Source organism: Synechococcus sp. MU1617, assembly GCF_020514235.1.
Classification (GTDB): domain Bacteria; phylum Cyanobacteriota; class Cyanobacteriia; order PCC-6307; family Cyanobiaceae; genus Parasynechococcus.
Genome location: NZ_VTLB01000006.1, coordinates 1 through 26,499 on the forward strand (window position 1 = coordinate 1; position 26,499 = coordinate 26,499).

Here is a 26,499-nt window from a genome sequence, read left to right on the forward strand (position 1 = left end):
TGTGGCTCTGCAGGCTCCTGCCATCGGTTGATCTGGAATCAACCTGTTCCTTCTGGAACAGCCAAAACGATTCAGATCAACTGAATCGGAAAGCCCCCTCCTCGGAGGGGGCTTTTTGTTGGGCTTGTAGACCCTTAGGTGTCGGGCACTATGAAAGGAACCGTCTGCGCCTTGGGCGGCGATTGCTAAGACAAGAGCACGTCAGTGATCGTTTTCATGACCTGTGGCGACATCTTCCGGATCATCATTGCTCTGTTCGTTCCACCCCTTGGCGTCTTCACCCAGGTGGGATTGACCCAGCCTTTTTGGATCAACCTGGTGATCTATCTGTTCGCTGTGGGCGGTCTTGGTTTTCCGGTGTTGTTCGGCATGTGGCCAGCCGCTGTGATTCACGCCCTGTTTGTGATCCTGACCCGCAAATAAACACGTTTTAGCAATCTGGCTCTGAACAGATTTCAGCTTCGGCGGAATCTCCTGCTTGATCGCTTGGTTGATCTTCAAGCAACTGAGGTGGTGCGAGGGCCGTTTCTGCCTCGTTGAAGATTTGCTCGAGGTCAACCTCGAGGTCCACTTCATTGCCTTCCACCACGCTCACGTTGATGCGTTGCACCTGCATCTGCAGTTCAAGGCCAGGGAATTGCCCTGCAAGTCTGCTGTTGATGGTGTCTTGAATGTTCTGAACCTGCTTGTAACTCGGCAGCTTGGGATCGACGGATCGCACCACCACCCGGAAGCTTGGGGCTTGATTTTGTTCCCAGTAGTTGGGCCAGTCGAAAACGATCTTTTCGAGTTCCACGGCGTCGTTGGCGCCAAAGGTCAACGTCTCATTCTTCAGGTAGTAGCTGATCTCAGATTCAATCTGTTTTTGGGCAACCTCCCGCTTCACCTTGAATCGGTATTGCTCATACCTTCCATTCAGCTTTTGACCCACAATCATGGCCAAACCCAATGCCAACAGCACTGGTAAGCGTGAGCGTCGTCGTCGCTTGAGTTTCTCGCGGAAGTACGGCTCACGAATCGCCAGCACTGTGATCCCACCAATCAGAATTCCAAGCAAGTTGGCGGCATAGAGCAGTGCAGGCCCTTGGGCGCTGCTGATGTCTGGGCCGGAGAGCATCAATCCCATCACGCACACCGGCGGCACCAAGGCCACGGCAATCGCCGTGCCAGCCATAGAACTCACGGCACCGGGGTTGACCTTGGCGTAGGTCGCAATGGCACCTGCCGCCAGGGCGATTCCCAGATCAAACGTGTTGGGTTCAAGTCGGGCAGCGATCTGTTCTGGCAAGGCCTCGACCACAAGCACGCCTTGACTGCGTGCGATCCAGCCCAATCCCATCGACAGGATCAAGGTGATCCCAGCTCCGGCCGCAAGGGTGATCAGTGATCGGGACAACAGCCTGGCCTGCCCGATCAGAATCGCGAACACCGCCACCCTCAGCGGCAGAATCCAGGGGGCTACAACCATGGCCCCAATGACGACGGCGGAGTTGTTGGCCAGTAATCCCAAGCTGGCGATCAAGCTGGCACCAATGGTCAGAACGATGAAGGATTCGTTCAGCAGTGCTTCGCCGTCGTAACTGCGGTGCAGTTCCTCGACACGATCTTGATCTTCGAGAAGCGATTGTTGATCAACAACCACGGATGTCGTTCGTTCAGTTGCGTCGCCCCACAATTACTGGAGGCGTGTTGCCGTTGCTGCCCGGAAGGGCCGGTACAACCTCCGTTTGCCCATCCCACTTATCGAGGAACAGCTTGTAGAGCACCTGATCATCAAGGCTTCGGTTAAGGGTGTCGTAACGCAAGGCTTCCTGTTCAGCGATCTTCACTTCGGTCTGGGCGCGGAGCAGTTGCTGCTCGGCGATCTGTTTCTGTTCAATGGCTGCGCGGTATTCCTCGGCAATCTGCAGACCTGTGAGGTCCAAACCGCGCACTTCCACATATTCAAATTTGTCTAGCTCTTCGGCGACCGTGCGCTCCACCAGCGAGGAGATGTCGTTCCATTCGGTGGCAATGGTGACCAGCTCGTACTGGGAGAAGACCGACTTCAGTGCCTTCAGCAATGACGGCTGAATGATGCGGGGGTAAATCTCGCGGTCGTTGCCGGCGATCGTCCGGTAGATCCGTCCCGCTTCGTTGGGGCGAACGGCATATTTCACGGTTGCTGTGGCTTCGATCACCTGGAGGTCTTTGGTGAGGGTGGCAAATTCCTCCGGTTTGACCTGGGTGCGCACATCAAACGGATACACCGATTGAATGAACGGCACCTTGAGATTGAGGCCGGGCAGTCGTGATCCCCCGCTCACCTTTCCCAAGGTGGTGACCACGGCCACCTTGCCGGCAGGAACGATGAACAGAGCCTGCCCCAACAACAACAGCGCGCTGAGAACGACGGCAACCACAACGGCGAGGCTGTTGGCGGGATCGTTGATCCGTCGTGGGGTTTGCATGGTTCGGCAAGATCCTGAGCTGATGATGTCGTGTTTGCTCGTGAGTCGTTGGCTCAGGGACCTGTTCTCGGCCAAACCGACACCATCAGGATCCGACTGACGTCTAGTTCAACCAGAGCGACTTAAAGGCCCTTGGGTAGGGATCTCGCATGGTCATGGAGGTCTCGCGGATGAAGGTGATGCACGCTTTAGACCCGTCGAACACCTTCGCTTTGATCATCATTTCCATGGCTTGTTCAAGCGTTTTCCCCTCTTTGAGACTGGTGTCGATAATCTTCACTGCCTTGGCGGGTTCACAAGGACCCAGCTCCAGGGCTCGTGCAGCAGATGAGAGCACGCTTAAAGAAATCGATAGAAGCAGCACTCCGTTGAGGGCACGCATCTGGCCGGGATCCTGTGATGGATGCACGAAGCCTATGGCGTGGGTTTGCATGGATCTGACCCTTTTCTGACTGAGTTGATGTCTGATCTCACTGGCCTGGGTCCGAGCTGAAGCAGTCTCAAGTTCACCGAAATGCGTCGGATCAGCGAACAAAGTTGTGCACCTACGGCTCACCTCCGCCGCGCAGACAAGCTCCTTGGGTATGAGAGCTTTTCAGGCTGCTCTGTCTTGTGATGGAACAAGGCATAAAAAAACCTCCGTTGAACGGAGGAATAAGCCAAGTAATCCCCATCACCCGGCCTTCCAATAAGTTTAGTGCTTCTCGTCAAGTTTGTGCAGCTGATCCACCACATCTGGTGGATTGAATTGCACAAAACACCGCTTAGCGGTCGCTTATCCACAGGAGGGTGGAAAACTTTGGCAGTCCGTGTTGTCGCCGTTTCTTCAGAAGGCCTGCAATCACTGGTTCGTTCAGGTAGGCTGTGGATATCCCCATCACCCGGCCGCCCGCTTGTGGCGGCTTTTTTGTGCCCGTCCTGCCAGTGTGGACCTGTATTCCACAAGCCCTATGACGGTGAACCGGGAGCAGGCAAGGGACGCATTGGCGACACTTCTCGAGGTTTTCGCGGGGCCGAACTACTCGGGTGCGTTGCGCGATGGTGATCTCACCACCCGCCTCGATCGATGCACCGGCTGGGTGAAGGCTGAAGCCTCGGAGGCGGCATCCCTGATCGAATCATGCGTTCCGCATGGCAAGCCGATGCTTGCTCAGGCTCAGCAACGCCTAGCTGTTCTGAAATCGTTGAAAACGTTGCAGGAGGTTGCCGTCAGCCATTTCGGCCCCCTTGACGATCTCAGCTAATGGGCATCAGTCGCGACGCAGCCAAGGCGAGGCTTTGCTGAACCAATCGCCGAGATCATCTTCTGGGTGCTCAGGGTCGTCTGGATGACGTCGCCCCAGGTCGAGATCGGCCATCAAACCGTCGAGGCCTTGTTGTGTGCCTTCCCGTTGAAAACGCTGTGCTCTGCTCACCCATGTGCTCACGCTGCGATCGCGTTCGGCGAATTTTTGAAGGTAGACGCGTTCCTGGAGTGACACGAACTCGCCCTGGGCCAGGCGGCTGCAGATGTTTTGCAGTTTCAATCGTGTCGATGTGGTCAGCATGATCGATTCACCTTTTTCAGGTGATAGGGAGTCCCGACACAGGCTTCAGTTGCCCAAGGCACCATTTGTTGCACTGGTGCATGGCCTGGTTTTCATATCCTGACGGGATGGATCACGAGGAAACCCAGCGCCTAACGCCGATCTCATCTGACTCGCCCTGGTTGGAGCGCTGTGGCACGTTGTTGCGTCCGCAGAACGATCCTGCTCTGTTTGGCAAAGCCGATGCAGATCTGTACTTCGCTACAGATGGTCAACCACGTTTCTACGTGATGCGGATCCGCCGCCGGCCTCCCGTGCTCAAGTCGATGACGCGGCACCATCGTGTGAGTCAGTGTTTGGGGTCTGCAGATGCACAGCCCTGGTGGCTGGCCATGGCCCCTTCAACGGATTCCGGCTGTCCGCCCCCCGTGTCCTCCATCGCTCTGATCAAGTTTCAAGCTGGTGAAGCCTTCAAGCTGCATCCGGGAACGTGGCATGCAGGCCCTTTTGTTCGGGAGCAATCAGCACTGTTTTTCAACCTTGAAATGAGAACGACCAACGAAGATGACCACAATTCGCTCGTGTTAGAGCAGCTTTTGCTGTTGAACTTGATTTGATTGCCCCGAGCTGTAACGGGATGAACAGCGCAACAGGGTTTGAATGGCCTATATTTATTTTGTAGCAACCGCTACGAACGTTCACTTCGCTACACAGCGAAGCGCAGTTCGACTCAGGGCATGGAACGGGGCCTGAGCTTTCTACGAGGAACACCATGAATGCTCTTCAGCTTCTGAAGGAGCGTGAGCTGCGCGTGCAGCTCCGCAACAACTCCAAAAAGGCCGTGGCTCGCGGATCTGAATCCAGCGACTACACCTCTGCGCATCTCTCTCCCGTCAAGTTGGCGAAAGAGAAGGTTGCTCCAACTCAGTTGAAATACCGAGGAGTGACCTACGAGGCGATGCGTGCCAATTGGCTCTGAACCCTGTTTCATTCAAGGGATGAAGCCCCACTTCAGTGGGGCTTTTTGTTTGGATGGTTCGACTAAGTGTGCAAGTTGACAGTGGCTTTTGATGTTGCGACAACCGGATCCATGTCTTATCTGGATGTAAGGGATCAACTGCCATCGATTGACCCTGAAAATCTTTCGCCGCAGGACGTGCTGACCATTCTTCTGCATCTGTTCCAGCAGCAGCCCGGGTTCGTCGACCGTGGCCATGAGGCCAATAATAAGGAGACAGCTTGGGTGAATGGCTTTCTCTTTCGTCTTCAGAATGATGCCGCGGCTGAGCGTCTTTCCATTGAGGAAGTTGGCTCAAGCGTCGACAAAATCTCGGCTTTAAGATGATTACAACAGCTGATCAAGCGATCCCAATAAGTTTCTGTTGATCCTGCACATAGCCCGCGTGCTCCTCGAGCCTTTGCTCAGTTCGAGCCAAGCGCATGTTTGCAGTTCAAGAGTTAACAGTTGAGGGCTGGTCCAATCGTGCTGAGCACGCTTCAAAAGACAACGCCTTCTGGCATGCCCGTGCCCGAAGTGATGCTGATGGGCACACGTATCGTCTGATCAGTGAGGAAAAGCATGTTGTGTGCCTGCTCACCAGCCGTGGGTCTGAGTGCTGGGAGCTCGACTGATTTGCTGCTCTGGTTGCCCTGTTCAGGCATGATCGGTTGATGACCGACGACATGCAGCAAACCCATCCGCTTTACGCCATCGATCGCGACCAGATCGATGCTGTGTTGGGTCATGAGGGCGCGCCAGGCCCGCAGCAGTTGACAACGATTGCCGCATTGTTTTCTCGATATGCGGATTTTCCTGGCGCTGAAGATATTCGCGACGATCTGCAGAAATGTCTCACGCTATGGGGACTATCTCGCGTCGAGTTGAATCTCAAGACGCGGGAAATCTGGGAAAGTGGTTGGCGGCCTGGGCAGGATCCTGTGGCTGAGGGTGTTGGCTCTGGGGCTGATGTTGAGGATGCAGAAGCTTGATGCGTGTCTGCATGGCTCTTCCTTTAAGTGTTGAAACGTGGGACTGAGATGAGATCGGGCTTGTGATGTTTCATCGGTCAGCAGCCAAAGAGGAAGGCCGCCCTTCCCGGTGGAAAGACGGCCTAACTCGCTCGTTTGTGCATCGTTCAACCCATCACTTCAGCTAAGGAAAGAAAGGGTCGAAGCGTCTGGCTCGAGGCGCCCTGGGGCCATGGGCTCGAGGTGTTGGGTCGTTTTCTCCGAGGGCACCTGAGACGGTGCAAGTGGAGCGTCGATTGGCGTGGCGGACCATTGCGTGCCCACCAAAGGACCAACCCAGGTCATGGTTGAGACTGTTGGAGCAGGGGCCAGAAAGTCAGTCTGCTTCTTCGGTCTGCTGGGGTGGAGTGTCGTCCGTCATGGGCTCCTCCGATCTCGATGCCCATAGTTTTGTGCCTTCAGGGCACAAAGTCATCGGCATTAAGGCGCATTGCCTTGAGGGCCTGAACGATCGATTGTTGGGGTGGCGTGCCTTTCAGTCGGTTGAAGCAGGGTCCTGGTCTCGCGGGGATCCAGGGGCGATGGTCGTTGCGTCCGTTCTTGCTGGTTTGAGTGAGCCTTCAGTTTTGGCTGAAGACAAACCTTTGAAAACCGTTCTCGGGCAAGCGAGCTCATCAGGCCCCGGCCTGCTTTTCGACGCCCCTTGATGTGCGTTCTTCCTCCGTGAGGTATTCCTCGATGAGGGGGGAGCATTCACCCCTTTGTACGGCAGCGATCTCCCGTTCGATGTTCTGAATGAAAAACTCGTTGCCGTTCCTCTGGGCCACCGCAAGCACACGCTCGAGGCGTTCGAGTTCCGCCTGCTGCTCGTTATTCATGCCATAGAACATCAGTCAACACACACGCTGGCAGGGTTGGATCAATAAATCTGAAAAAGATGGCGTGATGAGTTGCTGAACTCGATGGATTTTTGCTCCTGAGGCTTATCTCAAAACCCGCTTAAGCAGCCTCTGATTCCGCGTCCTCATACAGAGCTTTGAGCTGATCGAGCTCAACCATCAGATACTGAATTTCAAGCCAGTCCGTCGAAAGGTCTATGGCGGTTTCGAGGCGGTCAATCTGACGCTTGAGAAGCTCCGACATTCCGCCTTCTGGCTGCATACCTCCCATGTAATCGCGCTTGATGCTGGATGCAAGCTGACTGCTGAAGTACGGAGGGGAAGGCCTTGCTGCGTTTCATCCCTACGTGTTCGCTCTCACAGACTGGATGGCTCATCTGTGGGAGTGTTCGTTGGCTTCAACACTTCCAATGACCTTTTTGATGCACTGGTCTTTCAAGACCGGTTACCACGAGATTGCGGCCAAGAAGTTTCTGGCAACGGGTGCGCCCTTCCCGGAGTGCAAGTCTTGGAAGCGCTTCCATGCACCTGGCTCGGTCGAAGGCTGGATCCTCGTGGAGGCAGACAACGCCGACGCCTGTTACGAGCACGCTGCTGAGTGGGCCGAGTGTCTCGATTGGGAGGTCACCCCAGTGCTGACAGATGAGCAGGCTGGCCCCCTGATCGCCAAGGCCTACAGCTGACGATCTGTTTGGGTCGATGCCCCTCGCTAAACCGGGGGGCTCCGCATCCCATGGGATCGATTCCAATACTTCTTCGTCGGATTGGATTTGTTTAGACGCCCCCTGATGGATTCGAACCATCGACCGACTGCTTAGAAGGCAGTTGCTCTATCCAGCTGAGCTAAGGGAGCAGGTGATCTCATTTTGGCAGGCTGCTTCAGGGCAGGTTGGATTTAGATGCCTTGCGCCGCCTAAGGTGATGGGCTCTTGATCGGCATCCATGGCCCCGCGTCGTCTCAGCGACAGCGAGAAGCAGGATCTGGTCGGTCGTTACAAGGCCGGCGAGTCAACAGCTGCTTTGGCTGAGGCCTTTGGCTGCAGTCCCAATACCGTCAGCCGCACGGTGAAAGCACTGCTGCCCGCTGATGCCTACGCCGCACTGAAGGCCAGCCGGCAAAAAGGGTCTGTCACCCCTCCACCGGTAGCCGTCACTCCGGCTGAAGAATCTGAGGCTGACTCCCTCAAGGACGACGACACCAGCCTGGCCCTCGATGACGCGGATGACTTCGGCGAGGACCCTGATGAGGAGCTAGCTGACGACGATGACAACGCCGGCGTTGAAACGTTCACGGAGCTTGTTCCCCTTCTAGGCGTAGGAGACCTCAGTGATCGCCCTCTGAATCAAGCCCAACCGTTCAGTGTCGACCTGCTGCCCGACAGCGCTTACATGCTGGTTGACAAGGTGGTCGAGCTGGATGCCCGCCCCCTCAAGGAGTTCCCCGAGTTGGGCCTCCTCGACGATGCCGAACAGGAACGCCAGGGGTTGTGCCTGTTTGTCAGCCCCCGCGCGGCCAAGCGCCAGTGCGGGCGCAGTCAACGGGTGATCAAGGTTCCCGACATGGCTGTTTTTCAGCGCACCAGCAGTTTCCTGCTGGCCCGTGGCATCACTCGCTTGGTGGTGGATGGAACCTTGATTGCGTTGGATGCCTGATTACCGGAGCTGATCGCTCTTAATTGAAGCGATCGCGTTGTTCGGGAAGCAACACGGCCGTAGCGGTTCCGCCACTGATCACGCCGATCACCAGAGCAATGCCCACGAGAAAACCCGTGGGGAGAGGTACCGACCGCTGCCCACCGAGCTGGAGCGTGTGGCGATCCTGAAGGTTCTGAGCTCCGAGGCAGAGCAGCAGCATCAGCAGCAGGCCACCGCCAAAGCTGATCAGCAGAAGACGAAGGCGAATCAACACGGCACAACCATCGACGGGTTCAGTTTGACGTGGCCTGGTGCAAGAGGGCATACAGCCGTCGTCTGGACAGCCCTGTGGTTTGGGCCAATTGCCGTGCAGCGTCACTGGCGCTTGCACCTTCGTCCTGCAACACCTGCAGCTGCCTGAGCAGCTCATCGTCGTTGGGTTCTTCCGCTTCCACCAGCGGTGCTCCCCCAAGCACAACCGTGCATTCCCCTTGGGGGGGGTGCTGCTGAAAGTGCAGCAAGGCATGGTCCACCGTCGGCCCCACCTGTTCTTCGTGGCGTTTGGTGAGTTCCCGTGCCACCTGCAGGGGACGGTCTCCTCCGCAGTGGTGCTGAAGTTCCTCGAGCAATGTGATCAGGCGGTGCGGCGCTTCGTACAGCACGATGGTGCGGGGTTCGTGGCTGATGTCGTCCAGGCGTGCCCGTCGCTCCTTGCCTTTGGTTGGCAGGAATCCTTCGAAACAGAAGCGTCCACTGGGTAAGCCGCTGCTCACCAGAGCGGTGGTGGCGGCGCAGGGGCCAGGGATGCAGATCACGGGATGCCCGGCTTGGTGCGCAGCGGCCACCAGCTCTTCACCGGGGTCGCTGATGCCCGGCAGCCCGGCATCACTGATCACCGCCATGCTTAGCCCCTCTGCCAGCAGATCCAGCAGTTGGGGTAAGCGTGTGCGGGTGTTGTGCTGATGAAAAGAGAGCTTGCGGCCGCCTGCTCCAAGACTGCTGAGCAGCTGTCCGCTGTGGCGGGTGTCTTCGCAGGCGATCACATCCACGCTGCGGAGCAAATCGCGCGCTCGTGGCGACAGGTCCCCCAGGTGACCAATGGGAGTGCCCACCAGATAAAGGCTGCCGCCGCTTGGTTCATCCCGCTGCATCACAATGGCGAGCGCCTCTGTTGATCATGATGCCCAGCTCTGCCGTTCTCCCCGCTGGCGTGAACCAGGAGGCTCTGCTGACGGAACTGCGTCGCCTGAGTTGGGGAGCCGCCGATATCTTGCGGGCCTATGCCCGCGGCGAGCAGCCCCCGCATGGTTTTCCCAAGGCCTTGAGTGTCGATGAAGGAGGAGAGGGCCCCGTTTCTGCAGCTGACCTGGCCGTTAACACGTGGTTGCTGGACGGGCTTTCCGCGGCGTTCCCCAAGGCCGACTGGACGTTGCTGAGTGAGGAGACTGCCAAGGAGCAGCTCACAGAGGGCCAACCGCTGCCGGCGGAGTGGCTGTGGATTCTCGATCCCCTTGATGGCACCAAGGATTTTCTGCAGGGCACAGGCGAATACGCCGTTCATCTGGCCCTTGTTCGCGACAAGCGGCCGGTGATCGGTGTTGTGCTTCTGCCGGAAGCCGATGAGCTTTGGATCGGCATCGTTGGTGAGGGTGCCTGGTGTGAAGACCGTCAGGGTCAGCGGTCTCCGGTTCGCTTCAGCGACAGAACCGAGGTTTCAGATCTGATCCTGGTGGCCAGCCGCAGCCACCGTGACGACCGTCTGGTCAAGCTGATTGATGACCTCAATCTCGGTGGTTCCAAAGCAGTGGGCAGCGTGGGCTTCAAGGTGGCCACGATTCTTAGAGGCGAAACCGACCTCTATGTCTCCCTTTCCGGCAAGAGTGCTCCTAAGGATTGGGACATGGCGGCTCCGGAGGCTGTGCTGCTGGCGGCCGGTGGTCGCTTCACCCACGCCGATCAGGCCGACCTCACCTACAACACCGGCGATGTGCGTCAGGCCGGCTGTCTGATCGCCAGCCATGGAAAAGCCCACGCCGAGCTCGGAGAGCGTGCGACGCAGGCCATGGCCGAGATCGATCCCGGCTTTCAGGTCTGAGGCCTGATCAGCTCAGAGGTGCAACCGGGGTGGGCTGAGGCTCCACCTCGGAGGCCTCGCCGGCCTGGGGCACGCCCCGCAGGGTGAGGTTGATGCGGCCGCGGTTGTCGATTTCGCGCACCCGCACGGTCACCTCGTCGCCCACCTTCACAACGTCTTCGACCTTCTCGACGCGAGCTTCCGAGAGCTGCGAGATGTGGATCATTCCTTCCTTGCCAGGAAGGATCTCCACAAAGGCGCCGATCGGGATGATTCGGGTGATCGAACCGGAGAACACTTCGCCTTCGTTGACCTTGCGGGTGAGGCCTTCGATGATTTTCTGGGCTTCTTCAGCCGCAGCACCATCGTGGGAGGCGATGGTCACGATGCCGCCGTCCTCAATGTCGATTTTGGTGTTGGTGCGCTCGGTGATCCCTTTGATCGTGCGTCCACCGGGGCCGATAACGGTGCCGATCAGCTCAGGATCAATCCGGAAGCTGAGCAGACGTGGGGCATGGGGAGACAGGTTGTCCCGAGGGGTGTCGATCGCCTCGAGCATCTTCTCGAGAATGTGGAGTCGCGCTGGGCGCGCCTGGTTCACGGCCTCAGCCACCGTCTTCACCGAGAGGCCGGTAATTTTCATGTCCATCTGCAGGGCGGTGATGCCCTTTTCGCTGCCGGCCACCTTGAAGTCCATGTCGCCGAGGAAGTCCTCGATTCCCTGGATGTCGGTGAGGATCCGCACCTCATCGCCTTCCTTGATCAGACCCATGGCAGCGCCACTCACGGGGGCCTTCAGCGGCACACCGGCATCCATCAGCGACAGGGTGCTGCCGCAGACGGAACCCATGGAGGTGGAGCCATTGGAGCTGAGCACTTCGCTCACCACACGCACCACATAGGGGAAGGTGTCCTTCTCGGGAAGCACGGGAAGAATGGCCCGTTCGGCCAGGGCGCCATGGCCGATCTCACGACGACCGGGGGAGCGCATCGGCCGGGTTTCACCGACGGAGTAAGGCGGGAAGTTGTAGTGGTGCAGGTACAGCTTCTCGGTGTTGGGATGGAGGTCGTCCATCTCCTGGGCATCGCTGGGGGTGCCCAGCGTTGCGGTGGAGAGCACCTGGGTGAGTCCGCGCTGGAACAGACCGGATCCATGCACCCGTCGCGGCAGCACGCCAGCCATGGCACTGATCTGGCGCACCTCGTCGAGGCCGCGTCCATCCACGCGCTTGCCGTCCTTGAGAATCTGCTGACGCATCAGCTTCTTGGTCAGCGCCTTGAAGCTGTTACCGAGCAATTTCGGGCTGCTGGCCAGGGCCTGGCGGACGGCATGGTCTTCTTTGAGACCTGCGATGGTTTCGGACACTTCGCCCTTCACTGTTTCCAGGGCTGTGTCCCGGTCGTCCTTGCTCTGATCAAACTTGCTCAGCACAGCACTGATCGCTTTGCTGCACTGCTTCTCGAGATAGGCAGGAACAGTGCTGTCCTCTTCCGGCTTCTCTGGCTTGACCTGGGTGATGCCCAGATCCTTGAGCAGCTGTTCCTGAGCCTTGATCAGTTCGCAGATCGCTTCGTAGCCGAAATCGATCGCCTCGATCACGTCCTGCTCGGGCAGCTGGTTGGCGCCGGCCTCGACCATCACCACGCCGTCGGGGGTACCGGCGACCACCAGGTCCAGATCACCCCGCTCGATCTCCCGGTAACTCGGGTTGAGGACGAAGTCATCCCCCAGCAGACCCACCCGCACGGCTGCCATCGGGCCGTTGAAGGGGATGCCCGCCAGCAGCGTGGCTACCGATGCGCCCGTCACCGCCAGAACATCGGCGGGGACCCGCTCATCGAGGGACAGGCAGGTTGCTACCACCTGTAGGTCGTCGCGCAGCCAGCTGGGGAACAGCGGCCGCATGGGGCGGTCAATCAGTCGTGCCGTAAGCGTGGCGCGTTCGGGTGGGCGGCTCTCACGACGCATGTAGCTGCCGGGAATGCGGCCAGCTGCATAAAGCCGCTCCTCGTAGTCGCAGATCAGCGGCAGGAAATCAATGCCTTCTCGACCGCCTGAACGGGTTGCTGTCACAAGCACGGAGGTGTCGCCACACTCCACCAAGACGGATCCTCCCGCCTGTGGGGCGAAGCGCCCGGTGGTCAGTCGAATCTCGCGTCCGTCAAAGGAGATCGACTGGGTTTGTCCTTGCACGACGTCTTATGTCCTTTTGTCAATCCCAAGTCTGACATTTCATGGTTGCTCTTCACAAGAAAGGGGAGGCCAAGCCTCCCCTCACGACGCCATGGCGACAGCTTGATCACCAGCTGGACTTGACCACGCCGGGCAGTTCTCCCTTGTGGGCGCGCTCACGCAGTTGGTTACGGCAGAGACCAAAATCGCGATAAACGCCGCGGGGCTTGCCGGTGGCCCAGCAGCGGTTGCGCACACGGATGCGTGCGCTGTTGCGAGGCAGAGCCTGGATCTTGCGATGGATCTCGAGGCGATCCATCGGATCTTCGGCTGCGTTGAAGGCTGCCATCAGTGCTGCGCGCTTGGCCGCATAGCGCTCAACCGTTTTCTTGCGCTTCACATCGCGAGCGATCATCGACTTCTTGGCCATGCAGCTGAGGGCAGCGAGTGAACGAATCGTCAACGATACACGGGCGCCTTCGCCCTCCTAGCGACCGATCAATTGCTGGACCACCGGCAGCTGACTGGTGTCACGCACGATCAGCACAAGCGTGAGCCCCACCAGAAGAAGAAAACCAGATTGCACGAAGGCCATTTGGATCCGCTCCGACACCGGACGACCCCGAACGGACTGAATCGCGAGCATCATCATTTGCCAGCCATCGAGCAGCGGTAGCGGCAGCGAATTGAGCACCGCCAGATTGATTGAGATCAGGGCTGAGAAGAGCACCAACCCTGATCCCCCCTGCTGGCTGAGCTGAGCCCCCATCTCAACGATCTTCACGGGGCCACTCACCTGCCCCGCAGTGGCTCGGAAGTTGGTCAGGAGGCCGGCGTAGCCCCGCACGGTTTGCTGCAGCATTTGGCTGAATTGCGAGCCGGTGGTGAGCACCAGTTCACCGGGGTTCCGCACGGGTCGCATCTCCCCGCTGATGTTGGCCTGCAGTTGGGCGCCGATTTTCCCTGTGCCCTGTTGATCGTCGGGGACCAGTTCAACGGTGGACGTCTCGTCTCCCCGCCTTCGCTCCAAACGGATGGATTGCTCGGGTGCTGCTTTCACATCCCGCACCATCGCCTCAACGCCCCGTTGTCCTGCGGGAAGGGGGGTGGCATTCATGCTGAGGATCTGGTCACCGGCACGGAGCCCGGAGCGGGCGGCAGCACCGCCCGGTTGCACCTGAACCACCAGGACCCCCGGATCCGGCGCGGCGGGGACGCCGACAAACGCTGCCTGAGCGAAGAGCACCACCATTGCTAAGGCCAGGTTGGCCAACACCCCAGCAGCAACCACCAAGGCTTGCTGGGGGATCGGCCGATTGCGCAGCAGATCTGGATCATCAGCAGGGATCGTGCTCTCGTCGTCGTCGTCGGGGAAGGCGACGAAGCCACCCAGGGGCAGCAGCCGCAGGGCGTAGGTCACCCCACGCCGTTGTCTCTTGATCAGGGCTGGGCCAAAACCAATGGAAAAGCCGCTGACGCGGATGCCCTGGAGCGTGGCAGCGAGGAAATGGCCGGCCTCATGCACCACGATCAGCAGGGCGAGAACCAGAAGGGCTGCCAACACGTTCATATTTCCGTCAGGAATCCAGTCGGATCATTCTGGCTGGAGTCGCTCGCGGCCGACGTAGGGCACCAAAGCTTTGGGCAGCAGGACGCTGCCGTCGGGCTGTTGGCCGTTCTCCAACAGGGCCGCCATGGTTCTGCCAACGGCCAGGCCACTGCCATTCAGGGTGTGAACCAATTTCGTGGCCTTGCCTTCTTTGGTGCGGATGGAGGAGCGTCGCGCCTGAAAATCGCCACAGACGCTGCAACTGGAGATTTCCCGGTAGGCCCCCGCCCCCGGCAGCCAGACCTCGAGGTCGTAGGTCCGGCGGGCGGAGAAGCCGAGGTCGGCGGTGCAAAGGTCCAAGACCCGATAGGGCAGCTCCAGCGCCTGAAGCACGGCTTCTGCATCGGCCGTGATCTGTTGGTGCGCCTCCTCGGAGTGATCGGGGTGCACAAACCAGTACAGCTCCACCTTGTTGAACTGGTGCAGGCGAATCAGGCCACGGGTGTCGCGGCCGTAGCTGCCGGCCTCACGGCGGAAGCAGGGGCTGTAAGCGGCGTAGCGCAGGGGCAGTTGATCTGCCGGGATGATTTCATCCCGATGCAGGGAGGTCACCGGCACCTCAGCGGTTGGTGTCAGCCAGAGGTCGTCCTCCGCGCAACGGAAGCTTTCCTCGGCGAACTTGGGCAATTGTCCTGATCCGGTGAGGCTGGCGCTGTTCACCAGCACCGGAGGCAGCACTTCTATGTACCCCTTGCTCGCATGGAGGTCGAGCATGAAATTGATCAGGCCACGCTCCAGTCGTGCCCCCTGCCCCATCAGCGTGACGAAACGGCTCTGCGCGATGCGGACGGAGCGTTCGGTATCGAACAGCTGCAGCCGTTCCGCGATCTGCCAGTGCTCGTCCAGGTTGTCGTCAACCCGGGGGGTTCCCCAGCGGCGTACTTCAACGTTGTCGTCTTCACTGCGCCCATCAGGGCAGGCGTCGGACGGCAGGTTGGGGAATCCCAGCAGCTGTTGCTTGAGCTCACTCGAGAGCTGCTTTTCCTCCTCCTCCAGCACCGCCACCTTCTGCTTGATGGCATTGCCCTGTTGGCGGAGTTCGGCGACCTCGTCGCCTTTGGGATCAGCGCCCGACTTGATGCGTTGGCCGACTTCTTTGCCGATCTGGTTGCCTTCCGCCTGCAGGCTGCTGCGTTGTTGCTCTAGATCGCGCTGCTGCTGGGCAATCAGCTGCAGTTTGGTGAGATCAACAGCCTTACCTCGACGCCCCAGCTGCTGGGCAATCGTTTCGGGGTTGTCACGCACAAGGCGCTGATCGAGCACGGTTTCAGGGGCGTCAGCGCGGGCAGCCTATGGCAGTCCGTTTCAGAGCACCTGGCCCACCATCACAGCTGCGATGCCTGAAAACAGGGTGATGCCAAGAGCTGTGAGGGGGCTTTGTCCCTGGGCGACGGCCATCGTCGTGATCACACCGGCACCAAGGCAGGCCACGCAGAGCTGAGTGGCGATGTCGTTGCGGCTCTCCACGTTGCTCCTGCTGTTGTGCGGACCGTAGGGAGCGCGCCTGCCAGCGCCTCACTCAAGGCTGGCGTTCGTTACGCCCCGTCAGGGTTCGTTACCTCCAGCAACAGAAGCGGGGCGGGCGCGGCCTCCGGCAGCCCATTGCTTAAGCCGCTCGAGCTGTTCGCTGGCGGTGCGGGAGAGGGGGATGAGCTGGGATGCCGCTCCAATCAGATCCGTCTCCGTCAACTCACGGTTATCGGCAAAGGCCAAGTGCATCGCCTCGATCACGGTCTGCTCCAGCTCGGCACCGGAGAAGCCCTCACTGCGGCTCACCACGGTGTCCAGGGGAAGCTTCAGCCCCGGGCGTCGCTGTTCCAGATGAAGCTCAAGAATGCTGTTGCGCTCAGAGCTGCTGGGCAGATCGAGCATGAAGATCTCATCGAAACGCCCCTTGCGCAGCAGCTCCGGTGGCAGCTTCTCGACACCGTTGGCGGTGGCGACGACGAACACCGGGGACTGTTTCTCGGCCATCCAGGTGAGCACGTTGGCCAGAACCCGCTGGGTGGTGCCGCCGTCACTGCGGCCATCCCCCCCGAAGCCCTTGTCGATCTCATCGATCCAGAGCACGCAGGGCGCCATCGCTTCAGCCCTTTGGATCATCTCGCGGGTGCGTGCCTCGCTGGCCCCCACCAAGCCCGCGAACAGACGCCCCACATCCAGACGCAAAAGGGGCATCGACCAACTGCAGGCGATGGCTTTGGCCGTGAGTGATTTCCCTGTGCCTTGAGGACCCACGAGCAGAACGCCACGGGGCAGAGGCAGTCCGAAACGCCGTGCATCTTCCGAGAAGGCCCGGTGTCGTTGGTTCAACCAGGTCTTGAGACCGTCGAGGCCTCCGATGGCTTCGGTGCCCGCATCGCTGCGACAGAACTCCAGCACCTCACTGCGTGCAATCGTCTGACGTTTTTCGTCCAGAACGTCCTGCAGATCCTCTGAGCCCAACTGGCCGCGGCGGGCCAGGGCACGGGCCGCAACCTGGCGAACCCGCATCTCACTGAGCCCGCTGCAGGCCTGAGCCAGCTCATCCAGGACGGAAGCTGGAAGGGAGCTGCCGCTGCTGGTGCTGATGCTGCTGATCAGTCGGCGCAGGTCGTTGTTGTCGGGAAGGGGGAGATCCAGCAAGGTGAGGCTCTCTTCCAGATCCCCTGGTGGTGTCCATTGCCCGCAGCACAGCACCAGCGTGTGCGGGGTGCTGCGCAGGGATGCCTCGAGATTGCGCAGCATCCGGGCCACACCGGGGTCATCACAGAAACGATGAAAATCCTTGGCGAGCAGCAGGGTTGGGCTGCCTGCATCCCGTTGCTGCAGCCACTGCAGCATGGCCATCGGTTGTCGGCTTCCCTGGCCATCGGCATTCACCGGCCCGCTGATGCCATCGATGAAATTCCAGCAGACCAGCTGGCGTGCAAGCCGTTGAGCGGCCTCTCCCAGCAGGCTTTCCACCCGGGCTTCTTCATTGCTGCGCACCCAGATCAAAGGTGTGCGCGCACGCACCAGAAGGTCGATCTGGTGTCCCCAGGCGGCACTGCTCATGGCTGGTCGATCTGCTGCTGGATCTGTCGAAGGGCCTGCCAGCGGGGATCCACGTCCTTTGGCTTGGTGTTTGGGGGCACGGACTGCTGATGGAGGCCTGGTGGGCCTGGGCAGTGGTCACCGCAGTGGTTGACGACGGGCAACAGCAGATTGAGCTGTTCGAATGCCCATTGCTGGGGGTCAAATTGACCACGTGGATCGAGAACATCCACCAGACCTTCCATCTCAGCGACCTCTCCGGAGAGCTCCAGCTCGTCGGCCGTCGGTTGCTCTTCTCCCAGCCAGATCAGTTCAGAGGGCGTGCAGCTGAGCTTCTGATTGAACTGATTAAGGCAGCGATCGCAGCAGAGCGTCACGATCGTGTTGAGCTTTCCCTGAACCGCCAAGACGTTGCCGCGGTGCTCTGCGGAAACATGGCCTCGCACCGGTGTGAGCGAGGGGAGTTCATCGAGCTCACCCTCAACGTCCCAAACTTTCGCGGTGCCGAGGGCCCGGAGCTCCTGGAGGGGAACAGGCTCCAGTGCCTCAATCACTTGCCCTTCGGTTCAAATGGCAGCCGTGAACCACCTGAGCTGGCGGAGACCGTCACCGTTTTCTGGGCCATTTGCTGGTCCAGAATTTTCTGGAGGTTGTCGGGCAGTGCCTCTTTGGTGAGGATGAAAGTCTGGAGACCTTGGAAAATGTTGGCGATCAGCATGTAGAGCAAAACGCCGGCGGGGAGGGGGAAGAACAAAAACATCCCCGTGATCATCACCGGAGTGATTTTGTTGGCCGTGGACTGCTGAGGGTTGGCGGGCATGCCCATGCCCGACAGCAGTTGTGAAATGAACAGGGTGACGCCGAAGCCGGCAACGAGAATGGCGATGTCCCAGTTGATGGCACCGTCGGCATAGAAGCCGACCTGACCTAGAGCTTTGATGAACAGGAAGCCACTGCGCGCTGCCAGGCCCTGAATCTTGGCTTCAACAGTGGCATCACCGGCAGCGAGAGCTGTGATTGTGCCGTCCTCACTGACGCTGACGATGTCTTCGCCCTTGGTCACCGCCCAGGTTGGGGCAAAGCGTCCAGGATTCTCAACATCCGTGAGTACATCGCTGAAAGCGCGGCCGTCCTTCGTGTGAAGGTTCACTGTGGCGCTATCGCCGACACCGATCTTGGTGCCCCGCGGCAGGCTGGCGATCACCGGCACATGGTCGGTTTCACCGATGAAGATGGAATGGCTAGCGCTGTTGAACGGTTTGGGTTCAACTGCGGCGATCTGGTCAGCCGGCAACACCTTCATGTTCAAGGTGTAGGGAACGTCGGCGAACGGTGACCCCCTCAGGGTCGCAAACAGAGCGAAGAGGATCGGCATCTGCACCAGCAGCGGCAGGCATCCCGCCAAGGGGCTGCCGAATTCCTTCATCACATTGCCCAGCTCCTCCTGCTGTTTCTGAGGATTGTTGGCATAACGGCTTTTGATCTCAGCCTGACGTTTCTGGATTACCGGTTGGGCAATGCGCATGCGCCGGGCGCTGCGAATTGATCCTGCGCTCAGGGGGTAGAGCGCGATCCGGATCACGAGGGTGAGGGCGACGATGGCCAGGCCATAGCTCGGAACCAACCCATAGAAGAAGTCCAGGATTGGAATCAGCAGGTTGTCGGAGATGTATCCGATCACGTTGAAGAAACGGGGGGGCGGGACGTTGTGAAGCCAGTGTGCATGAACAGCTGCACTCAGGCGGCGAAACCTTCAGTGGTTTTCTCTTGGGCTTTGGCCGCACGGCTGCTGATGCGTTCGAGGATGTAAGCCTCAACTTCCCGGAATCGAGGCATCGAGCGCAGTTCGAGCCTGGCGCCGTCCTTGAGCACCAACACCATGTCTCCCCAGGCACCGAAGCCCCGGGGCACGGTGCGCACTTCGCTGATCTGGGAATACACCACCTGGGTTTTGTCTTTGCCCATCCATCCCCCCGTCACCGAGATGCGGCGACTGGTGACGCGGAAGCGCAGCCAAAGGGCCCGAACAACGGCTCCGATGGTGAAGGGAAGGCCGATCAGCGTGAAACCAAGCAAGATATTGAAGATCAGATCCCCGCGGGCTGGTCCACCGTCGTAGTGGACATCTTCCTGAATGCTGGTCATGGATCCAGTCCGGCGATTCTCAGAAGACTGTCGCATTCTTCGAGCAATTGTGTGGGTTCGGCTTCCGCGGCTTCCGGGCGAAGGCTGATCAACAACCACCGACCCGCCAAGTCGTTTCGCTGTTCAAAACGTCGACGCAGGTGGTCATGCAGAAGCCGCCTGAGCCGGTTCCGCTTGACGGAACGTTTGCTCACCTTGTTGCTGATCACCAGGGCGCAGCGGCAGGTTCTTTCCTGGATGCCCCGCAACTCCCGGCGAAGCAAGTTGGAGTCACCTGCAGCGACCCGCAGAACCATCAAGGTTCCGTGTTGTCGCTTGGAGGACCGGTGCAAACGGTTGAAGCATCGATGCCCGCGCAAACGCATGGAGGCGGGAAGGACCATCAACCAATCCTGTTTGGAGATGCCGAGGTTGGGATGAATCCGATGGATTCATCCCAGACCATCAAGCTGCGAGGCGGGCGCGGCCGCGCTTGCGACGCGTGCGGATCACACGGCGGCCGGTGTGGGAGCGCATCCGTACACGGAAACCCGAGACGCGCTTCCTCTTGCGGTTTGTCCCCCCGAGGGTGCGCTTGGTCATGGACGTCTCCTGGCTACCGGCCGATCTGAATCTGGGATTTTATCAGTCAGTCCACATCGATCAGCCAGCTGCCGCGGTAGCCGGACATCGGCACATCGCCGGGAGCCTGCACCAGGGCGTTGAACTGATACATGCGCTTCCCTTGGGGGTTGAACAGCTTGATGTGAAGCGAGTAGTCCCCGTCAGAAGGCAGCGGAGTGTCGGGGAAGACCACGATTTCTGTTTGGTCTTTGTTGACCTCGATGACTGCCGGGATCGCTTCGAGGCACTTGCTCCGGCTCATCATGCTGCCGACGCTGGTGCGGCACAGGCGCATGCGGTGGGGCTTGAGCTTGGAGTCGAAGTAGTCCGGAACAGTGACGGTGAGTTTGAGGATCGCTGTCTTGCGGTCCTTTTCGCGCAGGGTGAGATACCACTCCGAGCGGTCGTTTTCGATGCTGGAGGTCTGGTAGTAGTACAGCTTCCGGTAGTCACGATCGCTGTCCCAGCGGAATTCCATCAGCCCCGGTGTGCCTTGGGCGTGGGCGATCTGCTCGGGAGCCCCGGTGAATGCTGAGCCAATCAGTAGAGCTGCAGCGGTGCCGGCTCCAGCAAGCAAGCGTCTGGTGGTGGAACGGACCATTAGGAAGCATCTTGATGGTGGGATTCTCCTGAGTCCAACCACGGGGCGGTGATCTCAGGGGTCGGAGACTGATCTGTCAGTTGTGACCAGATCGGTCTGGCCTGAGCCGCTGCGCGTCGCCTTGGTAAGGGTGCACCGGTTGCTGCTCCTGCGGGATCCAGGCGTGGGCCAGAACACGGATGCAGCGGGGGAGGTCTCCTTGAACCGCCATTTGCTGGCAGTCCAGCAGGGCCACCGTGTCCCAGCCGGGCCGCCGGCGTGCAACGGCTGCTGGGAAACAGGCGTCGAGATCGGCGGTGACCGAGAAGGTCACCGACACCAGTTGGTCTGGGGTTAGACCATTGCGATCAACAAGGGCATCCATCAAAGCGGTGACCGCCGCTTGGATGGCCTCCGTGCTGTTCTCCGTGCAGGTGGTGGCCCCGCGCAGGCCTCTCAGAACAAGTGGTGAGCTGGTCATGGGCGGTACAGCCAAAGCACCTGACCGCTCCCCATCAATTCAATCGAGAGGCGCTGCTGAAGTTGATGCAAGAGCTGGGATCCCGGCAGCAAGCCACTGAGCTTGCGGCGTTGCTTGCCCAAGGTGACGGGACGGATGTCGTCCGCGTCGAGATCGGCCAGCTGCGCCGCGAGGCGACGGGCATGCTCTTCGTCGCCGAGTTCATCCACCAAGCCCAGGGCCTGCGCCTGTTCTCCGCTGAACACCCGTCCATCGGCGAAGCGCTTCACCGTCTCCAGATCAAGGTTTCGCCCCTGAGCCACAACCCCAACGAACTGGCTGTAGCTGCTGTCGATCAGCTCCTGAAGCAGTGCCCGTTCGGCATCGCTCAGCGGACGATCTGGGGAAAGGATGTCCTTGAACGGACCGCTCTTCACGGTGTCGAAGCGAATCCCGATCTTTTCGAACACCTGCGAGAGGTCGTTGCCCCGCAGGATTACCCCGATGGAACCGGTGATCGTGCCGGGATTGGCGACGATTTTCTCCGCGGCAACGCCGATGTAGACGCCTCCGGACGCGGAGATGTTGCCGAAGCTGGCCACCACGCGACAGCCCTGTTCCCGGAGTCGCAGCAGGGCTGCATGAATTTCCTGGCTGTCTCCAACCGTGCCGCCGGGGCTGTCAATTCGCAGCAGTAGCGCTGGAAATTCCCTTTGCTTCACCTCCCGCAGCGCTTTAAGCACTCGCTTCCGCGTGGCGCCGGTGATGGGGCCATCAACAACGATGCGCGCCATCCGTCGTCGTGATTTTCGCCGCCAGGGCCAGATCATGTTGCGCATCTGCATCGCTCCAGATCTTAAAAAGAGCACCCAAGCGCTCATCCATGCCGTCATTGCGACTCTGGTTCCTCATGGTGTTGCCCTTTGCGCTCTGGGGAACGGCGATGACCGCCATGGCGCCGTTGCTCGCCAGCGCAGGGCCCTGGCTGGTTGCTGGCTTTCGCCTCGTGCCCGCCGGTTTGGCTCTTTTGCTCTGGGGCCAGTGGACCGGCCGTGGCCTGGCGATCGATTCCCGAGATCTGCTTTGGTTCCTCCTGTTCACCCTGGTGGATGCCACTTTGTTTCAAGGCCTTTTGGCGCGGGGGTTGGAGGGCACAGGGGCGGGTCTCGGTTCCGTCCTGATTGATTGCCAACCTCTGCTGGTGGCCCTGATGGCACGCGCTCTTTTCAGGGAGTCGATCAATCCCATCGGTTGGATGGGGCTGGCCATCGGTTTGGCGGGAATCGTCTGCATTGGCCTGCCCTCTGAGCTGTTGGGACATTGGTGGTTGCTGGCTGATCCACCGGCCGTGCAGGAGGTGTTTCAGCCCGGTGAGGGCTGGATGTTGCTGGCGGCCGTTGCCATGGCTGCTGGGACGGTGTTGATCCGCTTTGCCTCACGCCACAGCGATCCGGTCACCGTCACGGCCTGGCACATGGTTCTGGGGGGACTTCCCCTGTTCGGGCTTCATGCCCTCCAGCGCACAGATGCTGGTTTGGCCTGGACGGCAACGGACTGGGCGCGTATGGGGTACGCGAGCCTGCTCGGAAGCGCCTTGGCCTATGGATTGTTTTTCTGGTTCGCCAATCAGCGCGATCTCACCAGTTTCAGCAGCCTGGGATTTCTCACCCCTGTGTTTGCGTTGGCCACCGGTGGGTGGTTGCTGGGAGAGCGCCTTGATCTGCTCCAGTGGATCGGTGTCGTGCTGGTGCTCGTGTCGGTGATCTTCGTCAGTCAACGGCGCCGGTTCTGGGAGCCGTTGCCGCTTACGGATCCTTCGTCATGACGGAGTCGCCGCTTCACCTCGTCATCGTCAACACGCCCATCGGGGCTCTCGGCAGCGGCGAGGGTGGTGGTGTGGAGCTCACCCTCCGATCCTTGGTGCAGGGGTTGGTTCGGCGGGGCCACAGGCTCACGGTTGTGGCCGCCAAGGGCTCTACCCTCCCCGCCGACTGCAGCGGAGTTGAGCTGCTGGAGGTGGAGGGTGTGAACCAGCCCAGCTGGCAGCACGCTGCCGAGCATGCACCGGTCGAAATTCCCCGCAACGGTCTCCTGCCGGCTCTCTGGGAGGCTGCGCTCGATGCGGGGCAGTCTGCCGACGCTGTCATCAACGGCGGGTACGACTGGCTGCCTCTATGGCTGACGCAACGGGTCAGCGCCAGGCTCTTTCACCTCGTGAGCATGGGAGATGTGGCTGCGGTGATGCGCGATGTGATCGAAGCCGTCGCCGCCTGGGATTCACGTCGCCTTGCCTTTCACACCCACCGCCAGGCCGCTGATTTCCGGCTGCCTTCCCCCGCCAATGTTGTGGGCAACGGATTTGATCTCCGCAACTACACCTTTCAGCGCCAGACCGATGGCCCCCTGGGTTGGGCGGGCCGTATCGCTCCGGAAAAGGGTCTGGAGGATGCGGCTGCGGCTGCTGCTGCTTTGGGTGAACAGCTTCTGGTTTGGGGGTTGCGTGAGGACGATGCCTATGCGCGGCAGGTGGAGTCGAGTGTTCCCAAGGGCACGATCGACTGGCGTGGATTTCGATCGACCCAGGAGCTGCAGCAGGAGATGGGCCACTGCCGCGCTCTGATCAACACACCGAAATGGAACGAGGCCTACGGCAATGTTGTGGTGGAGGCCCTTTCCTGTGGTGTTCCGGTTGTTGCCTATGACCGCGGTGGGCCGGGAGAGCTGATCTGTTCGGGTCGCACAGGTTGGTTGGTGCCGCCCGACGATGTTGCCGCCCTTACTGAGGCTTTGCGGCGCGTCGGCAGCATTGAGCGCTCCCACTGCCGCAGCTGGGCTGAGGAGCATGCTTCCTGTGAGGTCTTCAGTCAGCGTGTTGAATCTTGGGTCCGAACAGGACTGATGGCGGATGTCAGCATCAACCCCAGACGCTGAGAGTCCCTTGTCGGTCAATGTTTCAGGACGACAGCGGCGCCAGGTTCTGGCGCTTGTGCTGGCCCTGGGACTCGTCATCACGTTCTGGCGGCTGGGATCCACCGGCGTGGTGGATGAAACTCCGCCATTGTTTGCCGCAGCCGGGCGGGCCATGGCAGACACCGGCGACTGGCTGACGCCTCGGGTGAACGGCTTGCCCCGTTACGACAAACCGCCCCTGGTGTACTGGCTCATGGGGTTCGGTTACGCCTTCCCCGGACGCGAGGTTTGGGATCCTCTCGGCAGTTGGGCGGCACGGCTTCCTTCCGCCCTGGCCACGGTCGGGCTGATGCTTGGCCTCGCCGATACCTTGTTGCGCTGGCCATTTTCAGGCGATGTGCGTCCGCGTTTGACGGCCTTGATTGCATCTCTGGCGTTTGCCTTCTCGCCCCTGGTGCTCGTCTGGAGCCGCACCGCGGTGAGTGATGCCCTGCTGTGTGGCCTGCTGGGTCTCAGCCTTTTGCTGCAGTGGAGGCGTTTTGCCGCTCCCCAAGAGGTGGCCTGGTGGCCGGCCTGGGTGATCCTCGGATTTGCAGTGCTGGCCAAGGGGCCTGTTGCTGTGGTGCTCTCAGGTCTCGCTCTGCTGATGTTTGGAGCGTTGCGACGGGATCTTGTTCAGCCCTGGCGGAGGCTGCGCCCGCTGCCAGGGTTGCTGCTCACCGCTCTGATCAGCCTTCCCTGGTACGCCCTGGAGTTGCTGGTGGAAGGACAGCCCTTCTGGGACAGCTTTTTCGGCTACCACAACCTTCAACGCTTCACCTCCGTGGTGAACGATCACCTCCAGCCTTGGTGGTTTTTCGGCCCGGTGATGCTCGTGGCTGCCCTGCCCTTCACGCCCTACCTGCTGTTGGGGCTGGCGCGGGTGCCCCGATCGCCGATCGCTCCGGAGCATTCGTTGCATCAATTCGCAGCTTGCTGGCTGTTGGCGGTGCTGCTGCTGTTCACCACCGCAGCCACCAAGCTCCCCAGCTATTGGTTGCCCGCCACCCCCGCGGCGGCCCTGTTGGTGGCCCAGGCCACGCTGGGCTCATCGCGCTGGCAACGGATGGCGTGGGGAACTTGCCTAGCGCTGATTGCCGTCCTGGCCGCTGGGTTTTGGCTGGGATCGCTCTGGGTTCCCTTGATCGACGATCCGGAGATGCCGACGCTGTCGGTGGATTTGCTGGCCAGCGGTCTGTTGAACTGGGCTGCGGTCTGGTTCAGTGCTGCCGCCGCGCTTGGAGCCTGTCTGTTGCTTCAGCGTCGTGCTGCCGCCAAGGCCTTGCTGGCCATGCAGGGCTGTCTGCTCGGATTTCATCTCACAGCTCTGATCCCCATCGCCGAGCTCGCCGATCGTCTGCGTCAGCAACCGGTTCGCGACGCGGCCTCACTGATGTTGTCGCAACAGCGCAGTGGAGAGCCCATGGTCATGGTTGGCGCCATGAAGCCTTCGCTGCACTTCTACACAGATCAAGTGATCGTCTACGAAGGTCAATCCGATGGGGCGTTGGTCAACATTGCGGATCGCCTGGCCCATGAACAGCGACGCGGCTGGAGTGGATACCCCCTCGGGAGCCCGGCTGCATCCAGCACCGCGCTGGTTCTGATCGATCGCGGCACGGCAGAACGTGACCATTGGATCAACCTTGAGCCTGAGCTACTTGGTCAGATCGGGATTTACGACGTGTGGCGTTTGGACCGCAGTCGCCTTGAGCAACGGGCACAAACTCTGATAGCCGAGGGCGTCGATGCCGACTGGCGGGAACCACGTCCCGAGCGGTACTAGTCAGAAGGCCGAGTGCTTGGGTGAATATCCAGTTGCGTTAAAATCTTCTTTGTAGTACTCAACAACTTCTCGGAAATTCTTTTTTGAAAATTTCCCAAGACTGGCTGTGTCGGGTGATTTGTTTGTGCGCTTGAGCTTGGATTTGATGCGTAGAATTTTAGAAAGAATGGCGAAGTCGGTGTCAATGTTTTCCACTCTTCCGATGAACTGAGGCTTCCCTTTTTTAAGCCAATGTTTTTGGTGTTTGAAGAAGGGTATCTTCTTCAGTTTTCCATCGGTGAGATCGTCAATGATTGAGTCATAGTTTGCGTTGCTGGTGATGAGGTGTAGGCGGTATTCCTTGGATGGGCTAAGGGATTTTGAATCTGCTAGCTCCAGCTTTTTGCGTGTGGCGGTGGCCACTCTTAAGTTGTAGTTGCAGGCGGATATGAAACGTCGAACCGGATGTCTTACAAAGGTGAACCGGAAGTAATTTTCTAGGTCGTCTGGTAGGTCGTTAACTTTGTGATGACGATGATGGTGTTTGTATCCCAGGGCTTTTTCAATTGATTGACCTGCGCACTTCGGAATGTGCAGGAAGATCGCATTGTATTTGGGTATGAATAAACTCATTTTCTTTGGGATCTA

35 protein-coding genes and 1 tRNA gene are annotated in these 26,499 nt (G+C 59.8%); 12 read left to right on the forward strand and 24 right to left on the reverse strand.

What is annotated here, in order from left to right; genetic code table 11:
* Positions 1 to 216 precede the first annotated feature (216 nt).
* Positions 217 to 423 carry a YqaE/Pmp3 family membrane protein gene (locus FZZ90_RS11195; protein ID WP_226425874.1) on the forward strand — a complete coding sequence of 69 codons (207 nt, stop codon included), beginning with the start codon at positions 217 to 219 and terminating at the stop codon, positions 421 to 423.
* 7 nt (positions 424 to 430) lie between these two features.
* On the opposite strand, the gene FZZ90_RS11200 is transcribed toward FZZ90_RS11195, so the two are convergent.
* The 3 genes from FZZ90_RS11200 to FZZ90_RS11210 form a co-directional block, all read right to left on the reverse strand.
* Complete coding sequence (locus FZZ90_RS11200) at positions 431 to 1,642, reverse strand: DUF389 domain-containing protein (protein ID WP_226425875.1); 1,212 nt, start codon at positions 1,640 to 1,642, stop codon at positions 431 to 433.
* 13 nt (positions 1,643 to 1,655) lie between these two features.
* The gene (locus FZZ90_RS11205) at positions 1,656 to 2,450 is read right to left on the reverse strand and encodes a prohibitin family protein (RefSeq protein ID WP_226425876.1); all 795 of its coding nucleotides are present in this window, start codon (positions 2,448 to 2,450) and stop codon (positions 1,656 to 1,658) included.
* Positions 2,451 to 2,553: 103 nt separating this feature from the next.
* Entirely contained in the window at positions 2,554 to 2,883 is a 330-nt protein-coding gene (locus FZZ90_RS11210; protein ID WP_226425877.1) for a hypothetical protein, read from the reverse strand.
* Positions 2,884 to 3,400: 517 nt separating this feature from the next.
* On the opposite strand from FZZ90_RS11210, the gene FZZ90_RS11215 reads away from it, so the two are divergent.
* Positions 3,401 to 3,694, forward strand: a complete 294-nt coding sequence (locus tag FZZ90_RS11215; protein WP_226425878.1) for a hypothetical protein — start codon at positions 3,401 to 3,403, stop codon at positions 3,692 to 3,694.
* A 6-nt stretch (positions 3,695 to 3,700) separates the two neighbouring features.
* Here FZZ90_RS11215 and FZZ90_RS11220 read toward each other — a convergent pair whose 3' ends face one another.
* Positions 3,701 to 3,997 carry a hypothetical protein gene (locus FZZ90_RS11220; protein WP_226425879.1) on the reverse strand — a complete coding sequence of 99 codons (297 nt, stop codon included), beginning with the start codon at positions 3,995 to 3,997 and terminating at the stop codon, positions 3,701 to 3,703.
* Between the two features lie 407 nt (positions 3,998 to 4,404).
* Here FZZ90_RS11220 and FZZ90_RS11225 point away from each other — a divergent pair, with 407 nt between their 5' ends.
* From FZZ90_RS11225 to FZZ90_RS11240, 4 genes are all read left to right on the forward strand, one after another.
* Positions 4,405 to 4,593 carry a hypothetical protein gene (locus FZZ90_RS11225; protein ID WP_226425880.1) on the forward strand — a complete coding sequence of 63 codons (189 nt, stop codon included), beginning with the start codon at positions 4,405 to 4,407 and terminating at the stop codon, positions 4,591 to 4,593.
* Between the two features lie 155 nt (positions 4,594 to 4,748).
* Positions 4,749 to 4,955, forward strand: a complete 207-nt coding sequence (locus FZZ90_RS11230; RefSeq protein ID WP_226425881.1) for a hypothetical protein — start codon at positions 4,749 to 4,751, stop codon at positions 4,953 to 4,955.
* A gap of 111 nt (positions 4,956 to 5,066) precedes the next feature.
* Positions 5,067 to 5,321 carry a hypothetical protein gene (locus FZZ90_RS11235; RefSeq protein WP_226425882.1) on the forward strand — a complete coding sequence of 85 codons (255 nt, stop codon included), beginning with the start codon at positions 5,067 to 5,069 and terminating at the stop codon, positions 5,319 to 5,321.
* Between the two features lie 326 nt (positions 5,322 to 5,647).
* On the forward strand, positions 5,648 to 5,965 hold the full coding sequence (locus FZZ90_RS11240; protein WP_226425883.1) for a DUF3288 family protein: 318 nt from the start codon (positions 5,648 to 5,650) through the stop codon (positions 5,963 to 5,965).
* Between the two features lie 653 nt (positions 5,966 to 6,618).
* On the opposite strand, the gene FZZ90_RS11245 is transcribed toward FZZ90_RS11240, so the two are convergent.
* Positions 6,619 to 6,822 carry a hypothetical protein gene (locus FZZ90_RS11245; protein WP_226425884.1) on the reverse strand — a complete coding sequence of 68 codons (204 nt, stop codon included), beginning with the start codon at positions 6,820 to 6,822 and terminating at the stop codon, positions 6,619 to 6,621.
* Positions 6,823 to 6,943: 121 nt separating this feature from the next.
* On the reverse strand, positions 6,944 to 7,087 hold the full coding sequence (locus tag FZZ90_RS11250; protein ID WP_226425885.1) for a hypothetical protein: 144 nt from the start codon (positions 7,085 to 7,087) through the stop codon (positions 6,944 to 6,946).
* Between the two features lie 166 nt (positions 7,088 to 7,253).
* Between FZZ90_RS11250 and FZZ90_RS11255 the strand changes: the two genes are divergently transcribed.
* Positions 7,254 to 7,526, forward strand: a complete 273-nt coding sequence (locus tag FZZ90_RS11255; RefSeq protein ID WP_226426021.1) for a DUF3303 domain-containing protein — start codon at positions 7,254 to 7,256, stop codon at positions 7,524 to 7,526.
* A gap of 96 nt (positions 7,527 to 7,622) precedes the next feature.
* Here FZZ90_RS11255 and FZZ90_RS11260 read toward each other — a convergent pair.
* Positions 7,623 to 7,696 (reverse strand) — tRNA-Arg (locus FZZ90_RS11260).
* A gap of 89 nt (positions 7,697 to 7,785) precedes the next feature.
* Here FZZ90_RS11260 and FZZ90_RS11265 point away from each other — a divergent pair.
* A complete protein-coding gene (locus FZZ90_RS11265) occupies positions 7,786 to 8,496 on the forward strand; it encodes a helix-turn-helix domain-containing protein (RefSeq protein WP_226425886.1) in 711 nt (236 codons plus the stop codon).
* A gap of 19 nt (positions 8,497 to 8,515) precedes the next feature.
* Here FZZ90_RS11265 and FZZ90_RS11270 read toward each other — a convergent pair whose 3' ends face one another.
* Positions 8,516 to 8,752, reverse strand: coding sequence for a hypothetical protein (locus FZZ90_RS11270; RefSeq protein WP_226425887.1), 237 nt, complete (start codon positions 8,750 to 8,752; stop codon positions 8,516 to 8,518).
* Between the two features lie 19 nt (positions 8,753 to 8,771).
* The gene (gene rsmI, locus FZZ90_RS11275) at positions 8,772 to 9,629 is read right to left on the reverse strand and encodes a 16S rRNA (cytidine(1402)-2'-O)-methyltransferase (protein WP_226425888.1); all 858 of its coding nucleotides are present in this window, start codon (positions 9,627 to 9,629) and stop codon (positions 8,772 to 8,774) included.
* A gap of 26 nt (positions 9,630 to 9,655) precedes the next feature.
* Here rsmI and FZZ90_RS11280 point away from each other — a divergent pair, with 26 nt between their 5' ends.
* Positions 9,656 to 10,573: a 3'(2'),5'-bisphosphate nucleotidase CysQ gene (locus FZZ90_RS11280; RefSeq protein WP_226425889.1), complete on the forward strand. Its 918-nt coding sequence runs from the start codon at positions 9,656 to 9,658 to the stop codon at positions 10,571 to 10,573.
* Positions 10,574 to 10,580: 7 nt separating this feature from the next.
* Here the strand turns inward: FZZ90_RS11280 and FZZ90_RS11285 are convergent, their stop codons facing one another.
* The 14 genes from FZZ90_RS11285 to sppA all read right to left on the reverse strand — a co-directional run bounded on the left by FZZ90_RS11285 (position 10,581) and on the right by sppA (position 21,967).
* Positions 10,581 to 12,746, reverse strand: coding sequence for a polyribonucleotide nucleotidyltransferase (locus FZZ90_RS11285; protein WP_226425890.1), 2,166 nt, complete (start codon positions 12,744 to 12,746; stop codon positions 10,581 to 10,583).
* A 106-nt stretch (positions 12,747 to 12,852) separates the two neighbouring features.
* Positions 12,853 to 13,155, reverse strand: coding sequence for a 30S ribosomal protein S14 (gene rpsN, locus FZZ90_RS11290; RefSeq protein ID WP_011363576.1), 303 nt, complete (start codon positions 13,153 to 13,155; stop codon positions 12,853 to 12,855).
* Between the two features lie 57 nt (positions 13,156 to 13,212).
* Positions 13,213 to 14,295, reverse strand: a complete 1,083-nt coding sequence (gene rseP, locus FZZ90_RS11295; protein WP_226425891.1) for an RIP metalloprotease RseP — start codon at positions 14,293 to 14,295, stop codon at positions 13,213 to 13,215.
* Between the two features lie 24 nt (positions 14,296 to 14,319).
* A complete protein-coding gene (serS, locus tag FZZ90_RS11300; RefSeq protein ID WP_226425892.1) occupies positions 14,320 to 15,597 on the reverse strand; it encodes a serine--tRNA ligase in 1,278 nt (425 codons plus the stop codon).
* A gap of 42 nt (positions 15,598 to 15,639) precedes the next feature.
* Positions 15,640 to 15,801, reverse strand: a complete 162-nt coding sequence (locus FZZ90_RS11305; protein ID WP_006852120.1) for a hypothetical protein — start codon at positions 15,799 to 15,801, stop codon at positions 15,640 to 15,642.
* A gap of 78 nt (positions 15,802 to 15,879) precedes the next feature.
* Positions 15,880 to 17,370, reverse strand: a complete 1,491-nt coding sequence (locus FZZ90_RS11310; protein WP_226425893.1) for an AAA family ATPase — start codon at positions 17,368 to 17,370, stop codon at positions 15,880 to 15,882.
* Complete coding sequence (locus FZZ90_RS11315) at positions 17,367 to 17,903, reverse strand: DUF177 domain-containing protein (protein ID WP_226425894.1); 537 nt, start codon at positions 17,901 to 17,903, stop codon at positions 17,367 to 17,369. Before FZZ90_RS11315 ends, FZZ90_RS11310 begins: the two co-directional genes overlap by 4 nt.
* Entirely contained in the window at positions 17,900 to 19,030 is a 1,131-nt protein-coding gene (gene yidC / locus FZZ90_RS11320) for a membrane protein insertase YidC (RefSeq protein WP_226425895.1), read from the reverse strand. The genes FZZ90_RS11315 and yidC overlap by 4 nt, the downstream gene beginning before the upstream one ends.
* 56 nt (positions 19,031 to 19,086) lie before the next feature.
* Entirely contained in the window at positions 19,087 to 19,494 is a 408-nt protein-coding gene (locus FZZ90_RS11325) for a PH domain-containing protein (RefSeq protein WP_226425896.1), read from the reverse strand.
* Entirely contained in the window at positions 19,491 to 19,877 is a 387-nt protein-coding gene (locus FZZ90_RS11330) for a ribonuclease P protein component (protein ID WP_226425897.1), read from the reverse strand. Before FZZ90_RS11330 ends, FZZ90_RS11325 begins: the two co-directional genes overlap by 4 nt.
* Positions 19,878 to 19,938: 61 nt before the next feature.
* Positions 19,939 to 20,076 (reverse strand): 50S ribosomal protein L34, encoded by a 138-nt coding sequence (gene rpmH, locus FZZ90_RS11335; protein WP_011363584.1) that lies wholly within the window; start codon positions 20,074 to 20,076, stop codon positions 19,939 to 19,941.
* Positions 20,077 to 20,122: 46 nt separating this feature from the next.
* Positions 20,123 to 20,698 (reverse strand): DUF2808 domain-containing protein, encoded by a 576-nt coding sequence (locus FZZ90_RS11340; protein ID WP_226425898.1) that lies wholly within the window; start codon positions 20,696 to 20,698, stop codon positions 20,123 to 20,125.
* Positions 20,699 to 20,774: 76 nt separating this feature from the next.
* Complete coding sequence (aroH, locus tag FZZ90_RS11345; RefSeq protein WP_226425899.1) at positions 20,775 to 21,158, reverse strand: chorismate mutase; 384 nt, start codon at positions 21,156 to 21,158, stop codon at positions 20,775 to 20,777.
* The gene (gene sppA / locus FZZ90_RS11350; protein WP_226426022.1) at positions 21,155 to 21,967 is read right to left on the reverse strand and encodes a signal peptide peptidase SppA; all 813 of its coding nucleotides are present in this window, start codon (positions 21,965 to 21,967) and stop codon (positions 21,155 to 21,157) included. Before sppA ends, aroH begins: the two co-directional genes overlap by 4 nt.
* A gap of 53 nt (positions 21,968 to 22,020) precedes the next feature.
* Between sppA and FZZ90_RS11355 the strand changes: the two genes are divergently transcribed.
* The 3 genes from FZZ90_RS11355 to FZZ90_RS11365 are packed head-to-tail and all read left to right on the forward strand — an operon-like array spanning position 22,021 to position 25,872.
* A complete protein-coding gene (locus FZZ90_RS11355) occupies positions 22,021 to 22,962 on the forward strand; it encodes a DMT family transporter (RefSeq protein WP_226425900.1) in 942 nt (313 codons plus the stop codon).
* Positions 22,959 to 24,068 carry a glycosyltransferase gene (locus tag FZZ90_RS11360; RefSeq protein WP_226425901.1) on the forward strand — a complete coding sequence of 370 codons (1,110 nt, stop codon included), beginning with the start codon at positions 22,959 to 22,961 and terminating at the stop codon, positions 24,066 to 24,068. Before FZZ90_RS11355 ends, FZZ90_RS11360 begins: the two co-directional genes overlap by 4 nt.
* A complete protein-coding gene (locus tag FZZ90_RS11365) occupies positions 24,043 to 25,872 on the forward strand; it encodes a glycosyltransferase family 39 protein (RefSeq protein ID WP_226425902.1) in 1,830 nt (609 codons plus the stop codon). Before FZZ90_RS11360 ends, FZZ90_RS11365 begins: the two co-directional genes overlap by 26 nt.
* On the opposite strand, the gene FZZ90_RS11370 is transcribed toward FZZ90_RS11365, so the two are convergent.
* Positions 25,873 to 26,484: a sulfotransferase family 2 domain-containing protein gene (locus FZZ90_RS11370; protein WP_226425903.1), complete on the reverse strand. Its 612-nt coding sequence runs from the start codon at positions 26,482 to 26,484 to the stop codon at positions 25,873 to 25,875.
* Positions 26,485 to 26,499: the final 15 nt, after the last annotated feature.